Genomic DNA, 18,536 nt, shown 5'->3' with positions numbered 1-18,536 from the left:
GGATGAAATCCGGAGTGATAAGCGGATGGTAAGCGGGATTTTCTAACCCCCTCCCTATCATTTCGAGTGGAGTTTTTTTGGGGGGAAAAGAGGGGATGAGAAGTAAGATCATAGGCAGATAGGTAAACTGGGGTTTTTATGTCCTTTTTTTCCAAAAAAAAGGAAAATAACCGCTCAGAAGAAAATTGATATAAAAACAAATAACAGAAGAAGCCATTTTCATATTAGACATTGATACTATATAAACATACTGAAATTGTATTCAACTATACAATTTTATTTTATTTATAAATATTCAACTAAATTAAATCCAGCACTTTTCATAACACCCATAATGATCCCTCTCTTCCACTCTGTCCATCCTCTCCCCCCCTCTCCCGTTATTATCTCCAGTGGAAACAAAGGGGTACCCCTAACCTACCCTCCAATTGGCAATCATCTCCATCGAATTTCCCCTTCTTTATCTTCACTTTGGCTCATCGAAAAAAATAACCCCGAATATGGATTATTTCCCCTAGAAAGTTTATTAATTGGGTTTTTTTCCGGGTATGTCTGACAATTGGAGATCAATTCCCTCAGATAATGAACCCCTTGGTTTCCACTGGAGCTCCACCCGGAACCCCGTTTCCACCATGGATAGATACGAGATCCAGGGCGGTTTTCGGGGTAATAAGATGGAACTCTCTATGAGATGTATCAACCCTCCCTCCTCCCTCCTCCCTCCCCCCCCCAATGCTGGTATCAGTCCTTCATATCGAAGATCAGATAACAACCCACGATCCATTCTCTCCTATGAGCAGTCATCATGAGAAAGCGATCACCATCACCGGAGCAGTGATCACCGTATCGACCACCAGGAAAGAGGCAGATGATACATCCGGCAAAACCGCAACCGACCTCTTTTCAGGAGCCGGAATACCGGTATCCTTCTACCGGATCGTCCCGGATCAGGACGAGGCGATCAGAGCGGCACTTGATGAGGCACTCCTGAAGGCAAACTGCATTGTCTTCACCGGAGGCACCGGCCTTACACCCGATGACCGGACGATCGAAGCTGTCGCTCCACAATTTGAGAAGGTGATGGATGGATTTGGCGAGATCTTCCGGCAGAAGAGTATCGCTGAAGTTGGAACCGCAGTCATTCTCTCACGGGCAACAGCAGGAGTGATCCAGGGAAGGGCGGTCTTCTGCATCCCGGGATCCACAAAGGCGGTCCGGCTTGCAGTTGAAGAGATCATCATTCCCCAGATCCGGCATATCATCTCACATGCCGGACCCAGGTGATATCCCCGGATAGCCCGTCTCTCCGGCTATACCCGGAATATAAAAATTCAAAAAAATTACTTCAGGATGTTCAGAAGAGCGGTTCTCTCGATCACCAGATCGGCGATCCGCTCTCTTCCGACCGTTCCAATCTCTTCATCAGTGATTGAATAGAGCTTCTGGAGGGCCGGGATCCGGCCTGCCGGGATCTCACTCTCATCCCGGCATGGCGTGATCAGATCCCCGATCATTCTCCATGCCTCCTCAGAGGGGGGCACCATCCCGATCCAGGCGAGCATCGCGCCTTCATGAAGCCCAAACCCCATCGCAATACTCGTCTGCCGCTGGCCTGATGCATAGAGGAGCACCTCCATCTCAAGGCTCCGTGCGGTCATTGAACCCTCTATTTCGGCACGGAGAGCCTGCCGGATCGCCTCTTCTGCGTGTCTTTTTCCGGCCATCATCTCCGCGTTCATGCAGATGATCCGGACATCGGCCTGATCAGCTGCTCTCCTCAGTTCTGCAAGATGGCCGGGAACCGATGCAATCTCCATCCGGGCCATCCTCACCTCATATTCCTGATCCGGGTTCTGCGCAGGCCCCTGCACTGTGGCTCCTGCTTCATCTCCCTGCATCTTATCCTGCGTCATATGATCCCCTCTGATCCCCTTCTCTTTCATGACCACTCAGCTCTCCCAGTAATCGAGTATCGTCTGTTGTCCGCTCTTCCTTTCATCATCGCTTCCTCCCCTCTCTTCTGCATCCTTTCTTCTCCTTCCTCTCCCCTTCTCTCTCCCAAAACCTTCTTCCCGGGATAAATCGCCGTCATCTCTGCTTTTTTTTCCGGTTCCTTTTTGGATCTGATCGATGATTGATTCTGCGGTCTTCTGACCGATGATCCGTGCAATCTTCGGAGCACCCGCATCAGCAACCTCCGCCGGGGTGGTATACCCGCTGTTGAAGAGTGAGCGTGCACGCACACGGCCAATCCCCCGGAGCTTGATTAAGGGAAGAAGCTCCTCTTTGACACCGTGCCGGATCCTGATCTCGAGATCAGCGACATCCTTTTTGAGAGCGGGCATCTCCCGCCTGGAGATCTCACGGGCACCGTGGACGAGCCACCCTATCCCGTCAACGAGGCCGTGGATATCTCCGGGGCCGATAGAATACCGCTCGGCGATCATCTCGATGGGGACCTCATTTGTCCAGTCCAAAAGGACAAGAGCGGTTTTTATCGCCTGGAAAAACTCCTCATACCCGAGCCAGGGGAAGGAGTGCTCACCTTCGCCAATGAGGATCTCGTCTCCCTGCTCTTCAAGCACCCGCTCGATTATCTCATGATCGGCTGATTTCAGGAAGAGCCGGAACATATCAGGGGTGGCTGAGAGGAGATGAAGAATCCCAAATGCAGTGACCGTATCCTGTTCATGGAATGCAGCCTGGATCATCACCGAGGATCTGGGATCAAGGTAGAGCTTTGAGGTGAGTTCCCCAAACTCCGTTGCCTCGATCCGGTTCCCCAGATCAACAACCATCCCCATCTCCTCAAGTTCCGTTGTGACACGGCTGCATATTCTGGTGAGATAGTTCAGGTTTCTATGCCGTACCGCATAGAAACTGCCCTTGAAGAAGGAGAGGATCGCATCATTGTCTGTTGCCTCCCTGCTTGCGACCAGTGCCAGGATCCGGGAGAGGAGTGTTGATTTCTTTGCACACTGCGAATCGATCTCTTCGGCAGGTGCGGTGATGAACTCATCGAAGAGCTCTTTGACGGCAGGCTCGCTCTTTCCGATTAAGACCGCCTCGCCATAGGGATCAAGCCCCGGCCTCCCTGCACGCCCTGCCATCTGGCGGTACTCGCGGACAGGTATTGCGACCTGCCCCTCTCCCGGGACGAACCGGTGGAGGCTGTTGATGATGACACGCCGGGCAGGGAGGTTCAGCCCGGCAGCAAGGGTCGGGGTGGAGGCGATCACCCGGATCGCACCTTTCCGAAACCCTTCTTCCACCAGCCTTCTTGCATCCCGTGAGAGGCCGGCATGGTGGAAGGCGGCCCCGTTCCTGATACAGAGTGCCAGTGCCTGTGCAACCCCGGTGTCGTCGGTTCCAAGGATCTGATCGGCAATATCGTTTAAGACGGGCTCCTCGAGCCGGAGGGCAGATGCGATCCGCTTGGCAGCACCCTCTGCATTCCTCCGTGACGAGACGAAGACGAGGGCCTGGCCCCCCTCCTGGATTGTATCGAGGCAGAGGTTTGTATCCGCATCCTTCTTCAGAGAAGGAACATTCCTCTCGCTTCCATCAAAGTGTATCTGCCCCTTGAAGTAGACGCCCTCCCTGAGATCAACCGGCCGCCAGTCTGACTGGATGAGCCCGGCCGAGAGCCAGCCCGCCAGCTCTTCAGGGTTCCCTATTGTTGCGGAGAGTCCGATCACCTGGAGATCGGGATTTCTGTTCCGCATCGTGGTGATCACCATCTCAAGGGTTGCCCCCCGCCCCTCATCCCCGATCAGGTGCATCTCGTCGATGACGAGGAGGGTGATCCGGCTTACCCATCCTGTCTTATTCCTGAGGAGCGAGTCCACCTTCTCGGAGGTGGCAACGATGATATCAGATCGCCCAAGGAGCTCATCTTTCCTGTCAAAGTCGCCGGTTGCGATCCCGACTCTCACCCCCTTCCCCGAGAAGTCCTCGAACTTCTCGCTGGCAAGGGCCTTCAGCGGGACGACATAGAGGCATTTTCCACCTGATGCAATCTGGTGGTGCATCGCCATCTCGGCAACAAGAGTCTTTCCGCTTGCGGTAGGAATGCTTATAATAAGGTTTTTTCCAAGAAAGAGCCCCTCCTCAACGCAGGCTTGCTGTGGCGGGTAGAGGGATCGGATTCCGGTTGCGTAGTACTGCTCTTTCAGAGCGGGTGGGATCGGGAGCGAATCAAAAGCAACCTCGCGAACCCCTTTATTTCCATTGGAAACCTCTTTTCGCACACCGATCACTTCGAAATCTTTATCAGGGCATTGCGGAAATCCCAAACACTTTCCCCTGAAGGCTCCATTCGCAATACTATCCCGAAATAATCATTCGTTTCTGCAATGCATCCAGTATTGCCGGGCACCCAAACAGGTGCCGGTAACACCGATTCGTACAATCGTCAGTAATAGTAACTGATCAGATCCTCTTTCGCCTCTTTCTTCCTCCGTTCAAGGAATGCAAAGACATTCGCATGATCGGATCCCTCAACGAGCATCTCGATACCCTTCCGGGCAGTCTGAACCGGCTCCGGGAGCCCGATAATACCAACTGTCTTTCCATAGATTGAGATGGAAGTCTGGGTCATATTCTCTATCTGGCCGCGTGCCTTACCGTCACGGCCGATGATCCGTCCCCTGATCCGGTTCATCTTCTGGGGTGTATCGGCGACATTCGAGAGATCGATGATATCAAGGAGGATATCCTCATCATCAAAGAGGTGGAATGCCCGCTCCGGAGAGAATCCCCTTCCAAGAGCCCGGACCACTTCTGTTGCCCGGAGTACGCCGACTGCGTCTTCTCCCTCGATGGTGACCAGTCCTTCTGTGCTGTCGATTGTGATCGCAACTTCGGCCTTCTCTTCGATGGCTTTGCGGGTTGCTCCGCCTTTTCCAATAATGACACCGATCCGATCGGATGCCACTTTCAGTTCCTGCATTGTCATGGCTGATTCTCTTTATGGTTAGTTTTTATGGTGTGAAGAAATCTTCACCGACGATCCCCCTGAGGATCTCGTGTTCATCGAGTATGGTGCATCGGTTCCCAAAATACCTGTTGATGTTCTGGATATCCCGAAAGAGGAAACGGTGGGCGGATGGATGGTCCGGTGTCACTGCCTGGCCCATATCGATGAGCCAGAGCCGGCCGCCGCCGCTTAGGATATTGTACTCTGAGAGATCCCCGTGGACAAGCCGTGCCTTCTGGTAGAGCCGGGTGATGAGATCGAGGCACTCTCTGTATGCTGCCTTTGGATCGTCAGGGGGATCAAGCCTGAGCTGGGGATAGGGAACCCCGTCTTCACCGAGGAGCCCCATGATCAGGATATTCCGGTCAAAGGCGATCGGCTCCGGAACAGGAAGGCCTGCTTCCTGCGCCCGGTTGAGGTTTGAATACTCCTTCTTTGTCCAGGCAAAGATGATATTCTTCTTTGTCTTCCTGATATTCGAAAAGCGGGGGTCACCCAGGATATAATCGCTCATCGCATTGAAGTTCCCGGTCCTGATCCGGTATATCTTGATGACGCAGTCTTCTCCCTCTCCCCGCCCTGCAGCGAAGACATTCGCTTCTTTTCCTGTTGATATGGATCCGCCGATGGCGGTGATCACCTTTTTGTTTGCGAATTTGTAGAGAGCAAGGAGGGTGACATCATCAAAGACCTCATCAAGGACCTTCCGCTGATCATCATCCCGAATCCGGATCCCAAGTTCCGAGAGCTTCCGATCGAGCATCTCGATCCGGTCATCAGTCTTCTTTGTCTCCTCTCCCCGTCTTCCCATCGTCTCTATCCCCGCTTACAGCTCATGATGAACTCATATGCCGGTGCGAGCACCTCGACGAGCCCCTCTGCACAGGCATTCTTCAGATCCATCGCGTGGATCTCCCCGGCCGCATATGCCGCCTCAAGTGAAGCAAATGTGTCAAATTCACGGTCTCCGCCATATTTCTCGGGCCGTTTTATCTCCACATTTCCGAGGCGGGGGAAGATATGGTGGCAGAAGATCTCGATGATCGGGTTTTCTGCGGTCTCAGGGGGGCAGAAGGCCTTCCTGATCTTCTTCCTGATCTCATCCTCGGAATCTGCAACAGAGACGACATTTCCGGCAGACGAGGACATCTTCTTCCCGTCAAGCCCCTGCACGATCGGGGTATGGACACATACCGGGGGTTTCCTGCCGATGGCACCGAGATGTTCCCGGGCGAGCATATGGATCTTCCGCTGGTCGATCCCCCCGACTGCGGCATCGACATCCAGTGCGGCAATATCGACCATCTGCATGATCGGGTAGACCATCTGTGAGACTGTCGGGTTCTCCATGGTCCGCCCGACCTCATCCATACTCCGCGTTGCCCTGTTCAGGGTCACCTGCTGGGAGAGTTCAAGCACATTGAGCTGGTATTCCGGGTTCAGCTGGAGATCGGTTCCGATAACAAATTCAGCACCTTTCAGTCCGACCGCCTCGATACATGACCGGTTATACTCGGCAAGCTCTCTCACCTCTTCAAGCGTTCCTTTCCGGTTCAGGAAGGCATGGAGGTCTGCCAAAAGGACGATCACATGGAATCCCGCCTCTTTCATATCGATCAGCTTATTGATGGTGACGAGATGGCCGAGATGGATCTCCCCTGATGGTTCGTATCCGGCATAGACCCGCTTCACTGGTTCTGCAAGGGTGCTCCGAAGCTCCTCTTCCGTGACGATTTCAACGGTATTCCGTGCCACGAGATCATATGGATCCATAGCATACTATTGACACTCTGAGGTGTTTAAGATGGTGGGAAAAAGAGTGTGGGAACGGTATGCTCCGCTCCCCTCTGGGTGGCCGCCTTCTCTCCTCTCCGGGACTGTTTCACCTGATCGGCGTGAACCCGAGTGAGTGGTTCGTGAGCGCGATCGACTCTTCAGGAACCGTAATCGTTCCCATCATCGCCCGGATACAGTCGATCGTCTCAACAACAACATCCGCCTCCTGGTGGATCGCCTGGAAGAGGCAGAGATCGTCTTCGTCAACTGAGATCGAGCCTTCAAAGACCCCGTTCTCCCAGAGATCCGATCTCGGCCGGCCGAGATCCATCACATACTCCTTCAGTTCAGCCGTGGAGGTGATACCGGTCTCTCTTCGCACCAGCCCGATCCTCGGATTCTTACTGATCAGCTCGATGATCCGCTCCCGTGTCCCCGGCCGCTTCAGATCCATCTGTACAACATGCATATGCATCATCGTCGTCGGGACGATGAGGGCGGTGGTGGTGATCCTGATATCCGGAAGTACAGACTGGACATCGGGTCCGTGGTGGGAGGGGATCGTGACCGGATTTAAGACGATCGCGTCGATTGGGCCCCGCTTGATATCACCGGGATCGCCGCCGCGCCGGATCATCGTTGCTCTTACCTTTTTGACACCGTACTCACTGTCTACAAGCCTGATGATCCGGCAGAGCCCTGTTGTATTGCAGGAGACGACACGGGCATAATCCCGCCCGATTGCGTCCTTGAAATTACATGACGAGGAGAAGGAGAAGCCTGCCACTTCATGATCCTCGCCGCCCTGCCAGATCGCCTTGATTCCCGCCTTCTCATAGAGGGCGCGATTCTTTGCCCCGATTCCGCCCGGTGTTGCGTCCACGACGATATCGCAGGCAGAAAGCATCTCTTCAACCGTTCCCGCAACCGGAATACCTGCTTTTTCAAAGGCTTCCTTCTTCGAGAGATCGGCTATATACAGGGGAAATTTCCGTTCTCTTGCGATAAATGCCTCGGCAGAGGGTTTTGTCTTTGAAACCCCGATGACCGTCATATCCGGCTGGCAGGTGACTGCATCGGCGACACGTTTGCCGATTGTTCCATACCCGTTGATGGCAACCCTGATCATATTCATCCATACTGGTTCTGAAAATATTAAAGTACCCTGTATTGAGCTTCAGGCTCAAACCCCTGTCACAAACCCCGGTGGAGATTGAATTCCTTCTATTGGGACTCTTCAGCTTCGCCCAGAAATTCGTTATAGAAGTCATCAGAGACGAGTTCGCAGTTACCTTCCGAATCGACCGCAAGCAGGGTGTCAAAGACGATCCATGCCTTTGTCTTATGAACGGGGTTTGTCCTGCAGAACCCTTCCGATCTGAAGAGGAAGGGGATCCCTTCCGGCGTCCTGAAGTGAATGGCATCTGCTTTTAGGGGATAGAAGGATATTCCATCCTCTTCGAGGCAGGGGATCTCGCCATACCTGAGCCCGTCGATATCAACGAGAACAGCATCATCAAAGAGTGTCAGGAGATCCTGCCTGATCACTGAATCGATCTGGTCGATTCCTGCCTCAGAATCGGGGCTGTAGCGGCTTCCCCGTATGAAAAGAGCAATTCCACCCTCCCCGAGATCGCTTCTGTCCTCGAGGCAGAACCCGCCGCAATCGAGGGTGATCGGGAGGGCATCGGTCGATCTCAACCGAAGATCGGTGAACCAGAGCCGGACACCGCGGGTGGTGGTGCAGTCATATTCATAGGCAAAATCGATCACCTGTGTTCCCTGGAATGTCCCGGTGATCTCGTCTATGATCTCCTCGTTTTCGGGGGCAGCCGCCTCATCTGTCGTCACGATTCGCACCTGATACACTCTCTAACCCTCCAGCACATCAAGATGCCGGATGGTGATCCAAAAGGATATCCCAATCAGCTGACAAAAACCAGATCATCATGAAGAAGACTGCACTGTTGATCATCGATATGCAGAATGATTTTGTGGGGGATTCTGCTATTCTCCGTGTCGCAGGGGCTGATGCGATCATTGCACCCCTCAGATCCATCCTGAACCATTTCAGGGAGCAGAAGCTCCCGGTGATTCATATTCTCCGCATCCACCGCCCCGGCGGATCCGATGTCGAGTCTTTCAGGAGAGAGATCTTTTCGAAAACCCCGTTTGCGGTTGCCGGGACAAAAGGAGCAGAGGTGATCGATGCAATTGCCCCAATTCCAGGCGAACATATCCTCTCAAAGACGCGAATGAGCGGTTTTCTCGGAACCGATCTCGATCTCCTTCTCCGCTCTCTTGACGTTGAAAGGGTTGTTGTTGTCGGGATACAGACGCCAAACTGCATCAGGACGACTGTCTTTGATGCAATGGCATATGGATATGATACCGTCCTCGTCTCAGATGCCGTTGCCGCGGCAACACCGGAGATTCACGTAACAAATCTCCGGGATATGGCGGCGATCGGGGTCTCGATCATAACAACCGACGAATGCCTGCGGATGATCTGATCCCACGATTTCCCCCTTTGTCCCTTCTTTTTCAGATCTTCATTCAGATGAGTTGTATTGAGCGGTGATTCTGGTGCGGCGTGACACTCAAGTAGTCACCCCGCATACATAAACGCATGCAGGCGAAGGTACCGGTATCGGAAGAAATAGACCGTATTAAGCGTTTCAGACAGCGAATGGAGAGTGATTTCCCGGACTGGGAGATGGCGGCATTCTTTGGAAGAGTCAACCAGTACTACTTCTGCGGCACTATGCAGGACGGCGTCCTTCTGATACCCCGTGACGGTGATCCTGTATACTGGGTGAGAAGGAGCTATGAACGGGCACGGGCAGAATCCCTTTTTCCTGATATCCGTTCGATGCAGAGTTTCCGGGATCTGGCAAAAGAGATGGGGAAAGTCCCGGATACCTGTCATATTGAAGCTGAACTGGTACCAATCGCACTCCTTGAGAGATTCAGAAAGCATATTCCCGCAAAAAGCTTCGCCTCTCTCGATAAGCAGATCGCGTATGTCAGGGCAGTGAAGAGTCCCTATGAGATCGCACTCATGAGAAAGTCGGGTGAGATCCACCGGCATGTCCTTGACGATATCGTCCCTTTGATCCTTCGGGAAGGGATGAGCGAGGCGGATCTGGGGTGCGAGCTCCATTCCGCCCTGATTGCAGAAGGACACCACGGGATCGTCAGGTTCTCGATGTTTGGAAACGAGATCGTCCTCGGCCAGATCGCATTTGGCGAACATTCCCTTGCCTCCACCTCGTTCAATGGTCCCGGCGGGGCAGTCGGGCTCTCAGCCGCAGTACCACTCCTCGGATCGCGTGACCGGAAGCTTGGGAAGGGCGATCTCGTCTTCCTTGATGTCGGATGCGGGTATGAAGGCTACCATACCGATAAGACAGCCGTCTACCAGTTCGGCGCCCCCCTACCGGAGCGGGCAGTTGCAGCACACCAAAGATGCCTCGCTCTCCAGCAGGAGATGGCGTCCCTCCTCCGCCCCGGTGTCATCCCTGGAGACATCTACCGGACGGTGATTGCGGATATTCCTGAGAAATACCAAAAGGACTTCATGGGGTATTCCGGCCGGCAGGTTCCCTTCCTCGGCCATGGGGTCGGGCTTGAGGTCGATGAGTATCCGGTACTGGCAGAAGGGTTTGACGAACCGCTTAGTGTGGGGATGGCGATCGCACTTGAGCCGAAGATCGGGATCTCCGGTGTCGGCATGGTCGGGGTGGAGAATACCTTCCTGGTCAGGCCCGGTGGTGGCGAATCGATCACAGGTCTTTCAAAAGGGTTGATTGAGGTGGGGTTTTAGCCCTGATCCTCTTATGCACCTGCATAGATCCCGGATCCGATGAGCCAGTCAGGACCAGCCGGAACCACGTAACAGAGTTTTAAGCTTTCAATGCCGGTTGCGGGGCTGGTATAGGTGACATACACAAACCCGCCGCCAGCCCGTGCGACTTCAATCTCCCATTCTATTGCATTGACCCCGTAGCTGTCCTCAAAGCCAAGCCGTTTTGATCCGATCAATTCAGGCTGGTAAGGGAGGGCAAGGGTGGTGCCATCGAAGCCATATGCAAAGATATAGGCGTCGCCGAGCCCGAATTCGCCCTCCTGATCATTGAAGTCCATAAGCGCCTGCTCTTTTCCATGGTCTCTGGCATAGTCCCGTGCATTGTGGACACGGAGCACCAGGTCATCACGATCGGCTTTATTGAATTCTGCCCTGACTGAGGGGAGGTAGATCCCTGAGCCAACCCACCAGGTATCATCGACGGGGAGCAGATATGAGAGTTTCAGCTCGTTCTGTAAGCCACGTTCCGGGTTTGGATAGATATAATATACAGCTCCTCCTCCGGTCCCGGCTTTCCTTGTCATTTCGCTGATATAGAGGATACCGTTTGGATCGGTGTTTGCAAGACGGTTCTCGCCGATGAATCCCGGCTGGAAGGGGAGGGCGAGGCAGGTGCCGTCATCTGCATAGGAGAAGATGTAGAGCTCTCCCCTGACAAAGTCGCCCTCCGGATCATTGAATGCCGCAAGTGCCGCTTCCCGGCCGTGTTCACGGCCATATGCGGCTGCTTCTGCAACAAAGGTCTTCATTGCATCGATCTCCTCCTCGGTCCGGGGCGTGATCCGATCGCCGTTCTCGTCGACCCTCTCACTGCCCGCGTTCCATGTGATAACAACCCTCCATTCGGCCCCGTCAACCCCGGCGGTTCCCCAGAGAGCGGTCTTTGTCACTTGCTCCTGCCAGTTCGTGTCCCAGAAGGTGTAGGTTGTCTCTCCGGCAGGATCAGAGACGATTCTCTGGAATGCCTCCTGAAGTCCGGGTTCCTGGTATGCGGGATCAGTAAAGAGGTTCCTCCCGATCTCTTCTGCGGTTGCATCATAGATCACCCGTCCGCCTGTCTCTGTAACCCAGATATCGTATGGTGTCCCGGTAAGCACCGGGTCGATCTGCCGAGAGATCATCTGCTCGGGGCGGTAGGTGATATCGGTATAGCCGAGATATTCTCCATCGGCTGAAAAGATCGGGCTGCTCTGTGAGATCCCGTAGAACCCTTCGACGAGCCAGAAGACATCGGAGACGATTTTAACCTGTTCGGTATTTGCCCGTTCAACCTCCGGCTGGTATGCCCAATCCAGGCCGGCAAGATCGGCATACTGCTCGGGAACGGCGGCGATGACGATTCCATCAGGTGCGATCACAACCGAGGAATGGGCATATACATATTTCTGGAGCGATTGTTTCAGGAAGTCCAGTGCTTCAGGAGAATCAAGCCCGAGTATGGCGAGCTGATCTGCGTTCTCTGTGGTTGTCAGGGAGAGACTATTCAGCTCTTCGTTTATTGAGTGTATCGATTCATCCAGTATCCGGCTCATCTCATCATGATGAACGGCATCTTCATCCACCCCGCCGAGACATCCGCAGATACAGACAAGAAGGATGATAATCGGGAGTAGCAGTGCATTCAATGGTCGCATAGAAGAGTATTAGTTACACCCTTACTAAAAAGGCGATTGGTGTGCAGTTCCCGTTCCCGGAGAGGGAAATATTTATGATTTGAATGGTTCAACCCTGATATTACCAAGTGAGAGAGATGTCGCGACGGAATACGCGTTTTTCACGGGATATCCTGTATCAGGAAGAATATTTCGGGGGCTTCCCGGATGCACCAGAGTACCTGGCTGCAAAAGATCCGGAGAGGTACAATCGAAAACAGAAACGAAATGAGAAGGCGCCGAAGAAGTCCCCGCTGCGGGTAAAAGGCGATCCCCTCCCTGAAATCGATCTCTTCCCGGCGAAGAAGAAGATACGAGGTAAGTCTGAAAGTTTTGATTCTGATCGATTCTTCTGAGATTATTGTAAGGAATTAATAGCAGGGCTTCTGATCCCTACTTCCAGTCCTTCTTCATCGCCTCTCTTCGCATCTCCTGCGGCATCAGCTCGATTGCGTACCGGAGAGCCGTCCGGGGCATCGTCCTCTTCTTTGCCTGGACATAAGCGAAGACTTCGTCCCGGTGCTTCCTGCTCTCCTCTTTCAGCAGCCACCCGTATCCTTTCTGCACCAGATCCTCGCAATCCTCAAAGAGGAGATCTGCGATCCGGAACGCTTCTTCGAGGAACTCTCCCTTCTTTGCAGGGACGATCAGGGAGACGGCGGCAGCGCGCCTGAGCCATCGGTTCTCATATTCTGCCCATTTGTAGAGCTTTTTGATGCAGTCCGGGTACTGCACCAGGAGATCGCCGACGGTATGGTTGCAGAAGGTGTCGCAGGTTGCCCAGTTTGTCACATACCTCTCGATCCAATCTTCGAAGATGACCAGATCCGCGGGCTCGAACCGGTCACTGAAATGTGGAAGCCATTCGGATGCTATGAATGATTCCTCAAGGTAGCCTGAGGAGAAGAGGTCTTCGCAGAGGGAGAATACCTCATCTTTCCCAAGTGTTTTCAGGGCAGGGAGATGGGATCTCGCAATTTTTGCAACCTCAGCCGTCTTCATGCCGTAGGAGGTGACCTCCTCCTTAAAGAACCGTTTCCCACTCTCTGCGAGTGCCGGATCCGCTCTCTCCCTGAGGGTGGATCGGATCTCTTCAAGCATGGTATCCATACCAGAGATCTCCATTTTCAGGCAATAGAGGTTCCTCTTATTGCATCATCCGGACAACCCCCTCATTGATACCTGATCAGCCTGGTGATGTACCGGTGTGCCCAGAAGAGGGCAAAGAGACCCCCGCAGGTGTTCCCGGCAACAACCCCCCACCAGACCCCCACTTCTCCATAGGAGAGCGAGATGCCGAGGATCCAGATGAAGACTGCGATAAAGACGATGTTTCGGAAGAACTCAAGGATCAATGCCGATATCCCTCTGCCTGTTCCCTGGAAGATGGCGGAAGAGAACATGCCTGCCGGGACAAAGGGGAAGAACCAGCAGATGGTCCTGAGAAATGCCGTGATACCCGGTGCGAGATGTGCACTTTCAGCTGAATAGGTGAAGAATACTGCAAGGTATGGTGCAAGCAGCCAGGTGGCGGCAGTCAGGACGAGGGAGATGAGAAGGCCGTATCCCAGCGCAATTCTCTGGACAGAGCGCAGCCGCTCGAACTGCCGTGCTCCATAGGATGCCCCGGTAATTGATATGAGGGCAATCGAGATACCAATCAGCGGGATGATCGAGAAGAGCACCACCCGCCATCCGGCAGTATAGACCGCCACCGCATCGTTCCCGGTCGTGGTCACCAAAAGGGCGTTGATCAGGATCGCCACCGCCGACATCATCACGAACTGGAGGCTGCCGGGGATGCCGACTTTGATGATATCCATTGATATCTCCCGCTCAGGCCGGATCTCTGATCTCCTCAGGGTGACATAGGTGGAGCGCTCGATAAAGAGCCAGTAGAAGATCAGGCCCGATACCAAGAGGATCGAGATGAGGGTTGCCCACGCAGCACCAGCAACCCCAAGCCCCATCGGGTAGATCAGGATCGGGTCGAGGATACAGTTGATCACAGCCGATGCACCCATCGCATACATCGTCTTCTTTGTTGACCCTTCTGCATTGAAGATCGCATAGGAGATGGAGGCAAAGAGGAGGAACGGAGTTCCTGCAAAGACGATCCTCGCATACTCGGCAGTCAGTGCCGTTGCATCCCCGGCACCAAGAAGTGCGGCAAGCGGTTCTGCCCGGAAGACAAGAACAGGGGTGATCAGGGCAGCGATGATCAGGATGAGGCCGATCCCCTGCATCGCTGCCCGGTCAGCACCTCTCCGATCTCCTGCTCCGATCCGCCTTGCTATGGCGGAACTGACACCGGCGCCAAGCCCGTTCCCAAGCCCGATCAGGATCAGGAAGAGCGGCGTGACAAACCCGACTGCGGCGAGTGCATCTTCCCCAAGACCCGCCACCCAGATCGCATCGACAAGGTTGTAGATGGACTGGAGGAGCATTGCGATGATCACCGGGATTGAAAGAGCAATGATTGCCTTCTTCGGATCGCCGGTGAGGATGGAGACTCCCTTATGGATGGACTGATCGGTGGGGTTCATAGTATCATGGAATTATAAAATTTGTCTTTAACTGTATTCATCTCAAGACAAATAATCTCTCCGAAACCAGAATCCTGCATATCATATCATCTCACCACATTTTCCCAATGTGAACTTCCGGGAAACCTTTTTGATGAAGTATACAAAAGAACCTCTATGGATAGTCCGCCCCGATGGGTGCTTCGATTCATGACGATCCTGGCTGCATGCATACCAGCCTTTGCATTCGGCACTCTTCTGAACCTCCCGATTCCGGCAATCATTCTTGCTGCACTGGGGTGTTACATTCTGGGCGATATCATCATTCAGATTCCAAAAGGGACCTATCAGCGCAGGCGGAGGGTGTGAAAGATACAGGTGTGATCCGGGCATGCAGCTGAAGAGCATCAGCTCTGGTGTCCGGGATGCCCCGGTGCTCCATTTAATAAATCCGATTTGACCTGCATTTTCCCGGAAAAGAGTGCAATAGAGGGATTATGTTTTTCTTTTCAGGGATCACCTGCCTGATTGGCAGGAATAGATGGGTTTCTTTATCTTGGCGTGAGAATAGTGAGTATCAATGATGCTCCGGTGTGACCTCCATATTCATACCAATCATTCGCGTGACGGTGAGAGCCGTGTTGAGGATATCCTCAGGAGGGCTGAAGAGATAGGCCTCGATGCGATCGCAATCACCGATCATGATACCGTAACTGGTGCCAGATATGCCCTTGAACTGAAGACACCAGTCATTATCATCCCCGGAATTGAGGTCTCGACAAAAGAAGGGCATCTTCTTGTCCTCGGGGTGACCGATCCGATTCCTGCCGGATTATCGGTCCGGCAGACGATTGCGATTGCAGAGCAGATGGGCGGGGTGACGATCCTGCCCCACCCGTTCCATATGTGGCGGCATGGGGTCGGGCTGAAGCTGAAAGATGCTCTTGCCCTTGTTGATGCTGTGGAGGCATTCAACTCGCGGTATATCGTCGGTGCAGCAAACCAGAAGGCGGCACGGCTTGCCAAAAGGTTCGGGAAGCCCTGTATCGGAGGGAGCGATGCCCATCACTGGCGGTATGTCGGGTACGGCTCAACGCTTATTGATGCCGAACCGACAGCGGAGTCGATCCTACACGCCATCTGCGAGGGGAAGACCATCGCCTCCTGCCGGATGACGCCACTCCGCACTTATACCCGCCAGTCCCTTAAAAGCACATGGAGGAGGTTGCAACGGCGGATACCGAACCTTCGCCGGTGAGAATCGCTCTTCGGATAAGCTATCCCGGGCGGCGATTCTCAGGCTCACAGCAGCAACCTGATACCAGGACTGTTGAGGGGGTGTTCATCGACACCTGTCTCCGCCTGGGCCTTTTTGAAGATTTCCGTTCTGCGGGATTCGTCTCTGCCGGGAGGACCGATGCGGGTGTCTCGGCACGGGGGCAGGTGGTCGCGTTCACAACACCCTGTCCTGAGCGTATCGTCTCTTCATTAAACCGGATGCTGCCTTTCGACTGCCAGGCAACAGGCTGGGCGGAGGTTCCTGATGATTTTAATCCCCGGTACCAGGCAACAAGCCGGACATACCGCTACCTCTTCGCGGAAGAGGGTCTTGATCTGCATCAGATGGAGGCGGCGGCATCCCGTTTTGTCGGTCTCCATGATTTCCGAAGAATTGCACGGGTGGAGGAGGGGCGGGATCCGATGCGGCGGATCCTCTCAGCAGGGATCTTCAGGGAAGAAGATCTGATCATCTTTGAAGTGAGTGGAGAGAGTTTCCTCTGGAATATGGTCCGGGGGATGGCAACCCTCCTCCTGGCAGCGGGTGCAGGGGTGATCCCCCCGGAACGGATCAGCACCCTCCTTACTGAAGAAGGGAATCGGATCCCGGCAGCCCCTCCTGATCCACTGATACTCTGGGACGTGGACTGCGGCCTTCTGTTTCATCCTCTCACCAGATCAGAACGGGCAGATCAGAAGCTCAGGAATGAGGCCGTCCGACTGCGGATCGAAGAAAAAATGGTTGGGTGGTTAGGCGGGAACCGCCTGGATATCCTTCGGAAGGAGGAGATTCACGATAAACTGCGGCACCTGTTGTGATGTCCTCACTGCAAGGAAGAAGTTTGCCGTTGCCGGGTCTGAGAGCCCTCGATAGGTGAGGTATATCTGGAAGTTCGTGTCGACGACGGTGATACCAAGCGTCTTCACAACCGCACGCCGCTCTGATATAAGTTTATTCTCTCCTACATCGAGTTTTTCGGTCTGCCCGCCAACTGCGATCAACATCTCATTCTGGGTGGAGAGGGCGACCATATCGATCCCGCCGACGTTCACGGTCTTTCCAAGCGGGAACCAGACATTATAGGTGGTGGTGTAGGGGTATGACTGTCCCTCCACCGGTGCATACATCGTCACGTTCAGGGTGGCGAAGACTGCGATCACACCGATGAGGAGGATCAGGATGAGCACGCCGATGATCTTCAGCTTATTGCTCTTCTTCTTCTTCTCAGGCTTATCCATATACCGGATCTCATGGATCGTCTCCTTCTCATGTCTGACCGTTGGTTCCGGAGCGGGTTTTGGTTTTTCTTCCGCAGCGGGTGCCTGGGTGCTGACAGGAGTAGTCAGGGGATCCTGAGTCACCTCCGGTTCATTTGTCTTCTTTTCATCATCTGTCATAGTGTATCACACACATGTGAAAAGAGGCGATCAAAATATTTAAAAGATATGGGTAATGGCAGTATCTGCAATCAATGATAATTGAGTGGCATATATGCGGTCAATGACCGCTATCTCTTCACAAATGGGACAAATGCAAGCACCAGATGTACAATCGATCGTATCCGGATACGGACCCGGACATTCGCTGACCATCCCGCATATGCAAAATCAGGGGTAACATTGAGGTGAATCCGGGTTGTCCGGAGTGCACCCCGGAGGGCAGCAGCCCAGCCGTAGAGCTTCCCCGTCTCACCGGCATCGCCTGTTCCGATCCTGCCGGAGATCCAGACCGAGTCGATTGAGATTGGAAGCTTCAAAAGGGCAGAGAGGGGAAAACCGGTTTTTCCCTCTGCTTCCTTCAGAATGTCGCTGCCTTCATCATCTTCCCCATCTGCTGCCTGCTCCTCCTCTTCACCTGTTGTCTCCTCTGCCTCTTCCGGGATGATATACGTGTACACGAGCCTCTCAAAGAGCCGGAGCTCAAGAGTCCGTTTTGGGAGGAGGAGGAGGGTGATCGGGCCGAGGCCCCCCCCGGCGTACCATCCATCAGGGCTGATCGATCCGGTCAGGGTGATACAGAACGAGATCAGGACGAGTGTTGCTCCCCCTCCGATGCATGCGAATGCGAGGAGTATGGGGTAGAAATCCATTCACTCTTTCTTGGATCCCCGGATCGCCTCGATCACCGAGGGGAGGGATTCTGCGGCAGTCGAGATCGCCTGTGCGACCTCACCCTTCTTTCCCAGAGTAAAGATCTGGATTCCCTCAGGTCCCGGAATGTCCTGGTGAATGACCATCACCGCTACCGGGGTGACGCCCGCTCCTGCACCTCCGCCGGAACCAACACCATCTTCGGCTTTCCCTTCCCCTCCGCCAAATCCAAATCCAACTGAAGAGATGGTGAAGATCGAGCGGTTCCCCGAGATGATCGGATTTGATACCAGGATGTCCGAGGAGACCATCGTCCTGAGGTGCTCCAGGATTGCATCAAAGACATTTCTCTCTGTCATGGTAGTGAA

20 protein-coding genes are annotated in these 18,536 nt (G+C 53.9%); 7 read left to right on the top strand and 13 right to left on the bottom strand.

Annotated features, from left to right (window positions below):
- Positions 1 to 792: 792 nt before the first annotated feature.
- The gene (locus ACYUBO_RS11810) at positions 793 to 1,284 is read left to right on the top strand and encodes a MogA/MoaB family molybdenum cofactor biosynthesis protein (protein WP_460374775.1); all 492 of its coding nucleotides are present in this window, start codon (positions 793 to 795) and stop codon (positions 1,282 to 1,284) included.
- Positions 1,285 to 1,340: 56 nt separating this feature from the next.
- On the opposite strand, the gene cgi121 is transcribed toward ACYUBO_RS11810, so the two are convergent.
- The 7 genes from cgi121 to ACYUBO_RS11775 form a co-directional block, all read right to left on the bottom strand.
- A complete protein-coding gene (gene cgi121 / locus ACYUBO_RS11805) occupies positions 1,341 to 1,913 on the bottom strand; it encodes a KEOPS complex subunit Cgi121 (RefSeq protein ID WP_300331295.1) in 573 nt (190 codons plus the stop codon).
- A gap of 36 nt (positions 1,914 to 1,949) precedes the next feature.
- The gene (locus ACYUBO_RS11800) at positions 1,950 to 4,295 is read right to left on the bottom strand and encodes an ATP-dependent DNA helicase (RefSeq protein ID WP_460374773.1); all 2,346 of its coding nucleotides are present in this window, start codon (positions 4,293 to 4,295) and stop codon (positions 1,950 to 1,952) included.
- Between the two features lie 119 nt (positions 4,296 to 4,414).
- Positions 4,415 to 4,957 carry a 16S rRNA 3'-interacting factor aDim2p gene (locus ACYUBO_RS11795; protein WP_300332124.1) on the bottom strand — a complete coding sequence of 181 codons (543 nt, stop codon included), beginning with the start codon at positions 4,955 to 4,957 and terminating at the stop codon, positions 4,415 to 4,417.
- Between the two features lie 25 nt (positions 4,958 to 4,982).
- The gene (locus ACYUBO_RS11790) at positions 4,983 to 5,789 is read right to left on the bottom strand and encodes a serine protein kinase RIO (protein WP_460374771.1); all 807 of its coding nucleotides are present in this window, start codon (positions 5,787 to 5,789) and stop codon (positions 4,983 to 4,985) included.
- Between the two features lie 5 nt (positions 5,790 to 5,794).
- Positions 5,795 to 6,751: a tyrosine--tRNA ligase gene (locus ACYUBO_RS11785; protein ID WP_460374769.1), complete on the bottom strand. Its 957-nt coding sequence runs from the start codon at positions 6,749 to 6,751 to the stop codon at positions 5,795 to 5,797.
- A 109-nt stretch (positions 6,752 to 6,860) separates the two neighbouring features.
- On the bottom strand, positions 6,861 to 7,883 hold the full coding sequence (locus ACYUBO_RS11780; protein WP_460374767.1) for a type II glyceraldehyde-3-phosphate dehydrogenase: 1,023 nt from the start codon (positions 7,881 to 7,883) through the stop codon (positions 6,861 to 6,863).
- A gap of 95 nt (positions 7,884 to 7,978) precedes the next feature.
- The gene (locus ACYUBO_RS11775; protein WP_460374766.1) at positions 7,979 to 8,605 is read right to left on the bottom strand and encodes a hypothetical protein; all 627 of its coding nucleotides are present in this window, start codon (positions 8,603 to 8,605) and stop codon (positions 7,979 to 7,981) included.
- A 98-nt stretch (positions 8,606 to 8,703) separates the two neighbouring features.
- Here ACYUBO_RS11775 and ACYUBO_RS11770 point away from each other — a divergent pair, with 98 nt between their 5' ends.
- Together ACYUBO_RS11770 and ACYUBO_RS11765 are read left to right on the top strand one after the other, a co-directional pair.
- Positions 8,704 to 9,267 (top strand): cysteine hydrolase family protein, encoded by a 564-nt coding sequence (locus ACYUBO_RS11770; protein ID WP_460374764.1) that lies wholly within the window; start codon positions 8,704 to 8,706, stop codon positions 9,265 to 9,267.
- 116 nt (positions 9,268 to 9,383) lie between these two features.
- A complete protein-coding gene (locus ACYUBO_RS11765; RefSeq protein WP_460374762.1) occupies positions 9,384 to 10,580 on the top strand; it encodes a M24 family metallopeptidase in 1,197 nt (398 codons plus the stop codon).
- Positions 10,581 to 10,591: 11 nt separating this feature from the next.
- Here ACYUBO_RS11765 and ACYUBO_RS11760 read toward each other — a convergent pair whose 3' ends face one another.
- Positions 10,592 to 12,256 (bottom strand): cache domain-containing protein, encoded by a 1,665-nt coding sequence (locus ACYUBO_RS11760; protein WP_460374760.1) that lies wholly within the window; start codon positions 12,254 to 12,256, stop codon positions 10,592 to 10,594.
- A 116-nt stretch (positions 12,257 to 12,372) separates the two neighbouring features.
- Between ACYUBO_RS11760 and ACYUBO_RS11755 the strand changes: the two genes are divergently transcribed.
- Positions 12,373 to 12,630 (top strand): hypothetical protein, encoded by a 258-nt coding sequence (locus ACYUBO_RS11755; RefSeq protein ID WP_460374759.1) that lies wholly within the window; start codon positions 12,373 to 12,375, stop codon positions 12,628 to 12,630.
- A gap of 37 nt (positions 12,631 to 12,667) precedes the next feature.
- On the opposite strand, the gene ACYUBO_RS11750 is transcribed toward ACYUBO_RS11755, so the two are convergent.
- Together ACYUBO_RS11750 and ACYUBO_RS11745 are read right to left on the bottom strand one after the other, a co-directional pair.
- Entirely contained in the window at positions 12,668 to 13,384 is a 717-nt protein-coding gene (locus ACYUBO_RS11750) for a DNA alkylation repair protein (RefSeq protein WP_460374757.1), read from the bottom strand.
- 62 nt (positions 13,385 to 13,446) lie between these two features.
- Positions 13,447 to 14,820 (bottom strand): MATE family efflux transporter, encoded by a 1,374-nt coding sequence (locus ACYUBO_RS11745; RefSeq protein WP_460374755.1) that lies wholly within the window; start codon positions 14,818 to 14,820, stop codon positions 13,447 to 13,449.
- A gap of 156 nt (positions 14,821 to 14,976) precedes the next feature.
- Here ACYUBO_RS11745 and ACYUBO_RS11740 point away from each other — a divergent pair, with 156 nt between their 5' ends.
- The 3 genes from ACYUBO_RS11740 to truA all read left to right on the top strand — a co-directional run bounded on the left by ACYUBO_RS11740 (position 14,977) and on the right by truA (position 16,896).
- Positions 14,977 to 15,168 carry a hypothetical protein gene (locus ACYUBO_RS11740; RefSeq protein ID WP_460374753.1) on the top strand — a complete coding sequence of 64 codons (192 nt, stop codon included), beginning with the start codon at positions 14,977 to 14,979 and terminating at the stop codon, positions 15,166 to 15,168.
- 214 nt (positions 15,169 to 15,382) lie between these two features.
- Positions 15,383 to 16,057 carry a CehA/McbA family metallohydrolase gene (locus tag ACYUBO_RS11735; protein ID WP_460374791.1) on the top strand — a complete coding sequence of 225 codons (675 nt, stop codon included), beginning with the start codon at positions 15,383 to 15,385 and terminating at the stop codon, positions 16,055 to 16,057.
- Complete coding sequence (gene truA / locus ACYUBO_RS11730) at positions 16,015 to 16,896, top strand: tRNA pseudouridine(38-40) synthase TruA (RefSeq protein ID WP_460374751.1); 882 nt, start codon at positions 16,015 to 16,017, stop codon at positions 16,894 to 16,896. Before ACYUBO_RS11735 ends, truA begins: the two co-directional genes overlap by 43 nt.
- Here truA and ACYUBO_RS11725 read toward each other — a convergent pair.
- The 3 genes from ACYUBO_RS11725 to ACYUBO_RS11715 form a co-directional block, all read right to left on the bottom strand.
- Positions 16,828 to 17,475: a hypothetical protein gene (locus tag ACYUBO_RS11725; RefSeq protein WP_460374749.1), complete on the bottom strand. Its 648-nt coding sequence runs from the start codon at positions 17,473 to 17,475 to the stop codon at positions 16,828 to 16,830. The two genes, truA and ACYUBO_RS11725, sit on opposite strands and share 69 nt — an antisense overlap.
- A gap of 110 nt (positions 17,476 to 17,585) precedes the next feature.
- A complete protein-coding gene (locus ACYUBO_RS11720; RefSeq protein WP_460374747.1) occupies positions 17,586 to 18,167 on the bottom strand; it encodes a DUF2953 domain-containing protein in 582 nt (193 codons plus the stop codon).
- The gene (locus ACYUBO_RS11715) at positions 18,168 to 18,527 is read right to left on the bottom strand and encodes a spore germination protein GerW family protein (protein ID WP_300333945.1); all 360 of its coding nucleotides are present in this window, start codon (positions 18,525 to 18,527) and stop codon (positions 18,168 to 18,170) included. It lies immediately after the preceding gene.
- Positions 18,528 to 18,536: the final 9 nt, after the last annotated feature.

It is taken from the genome of Methanocalculus sp. MC3 (genome assembly GCF_054767395.1).
The sequence above is the reverse complement of the archived record's forward strand: the minus strand, read 5'-3'. Positions and strand labels throughout refer to the sequence as shown.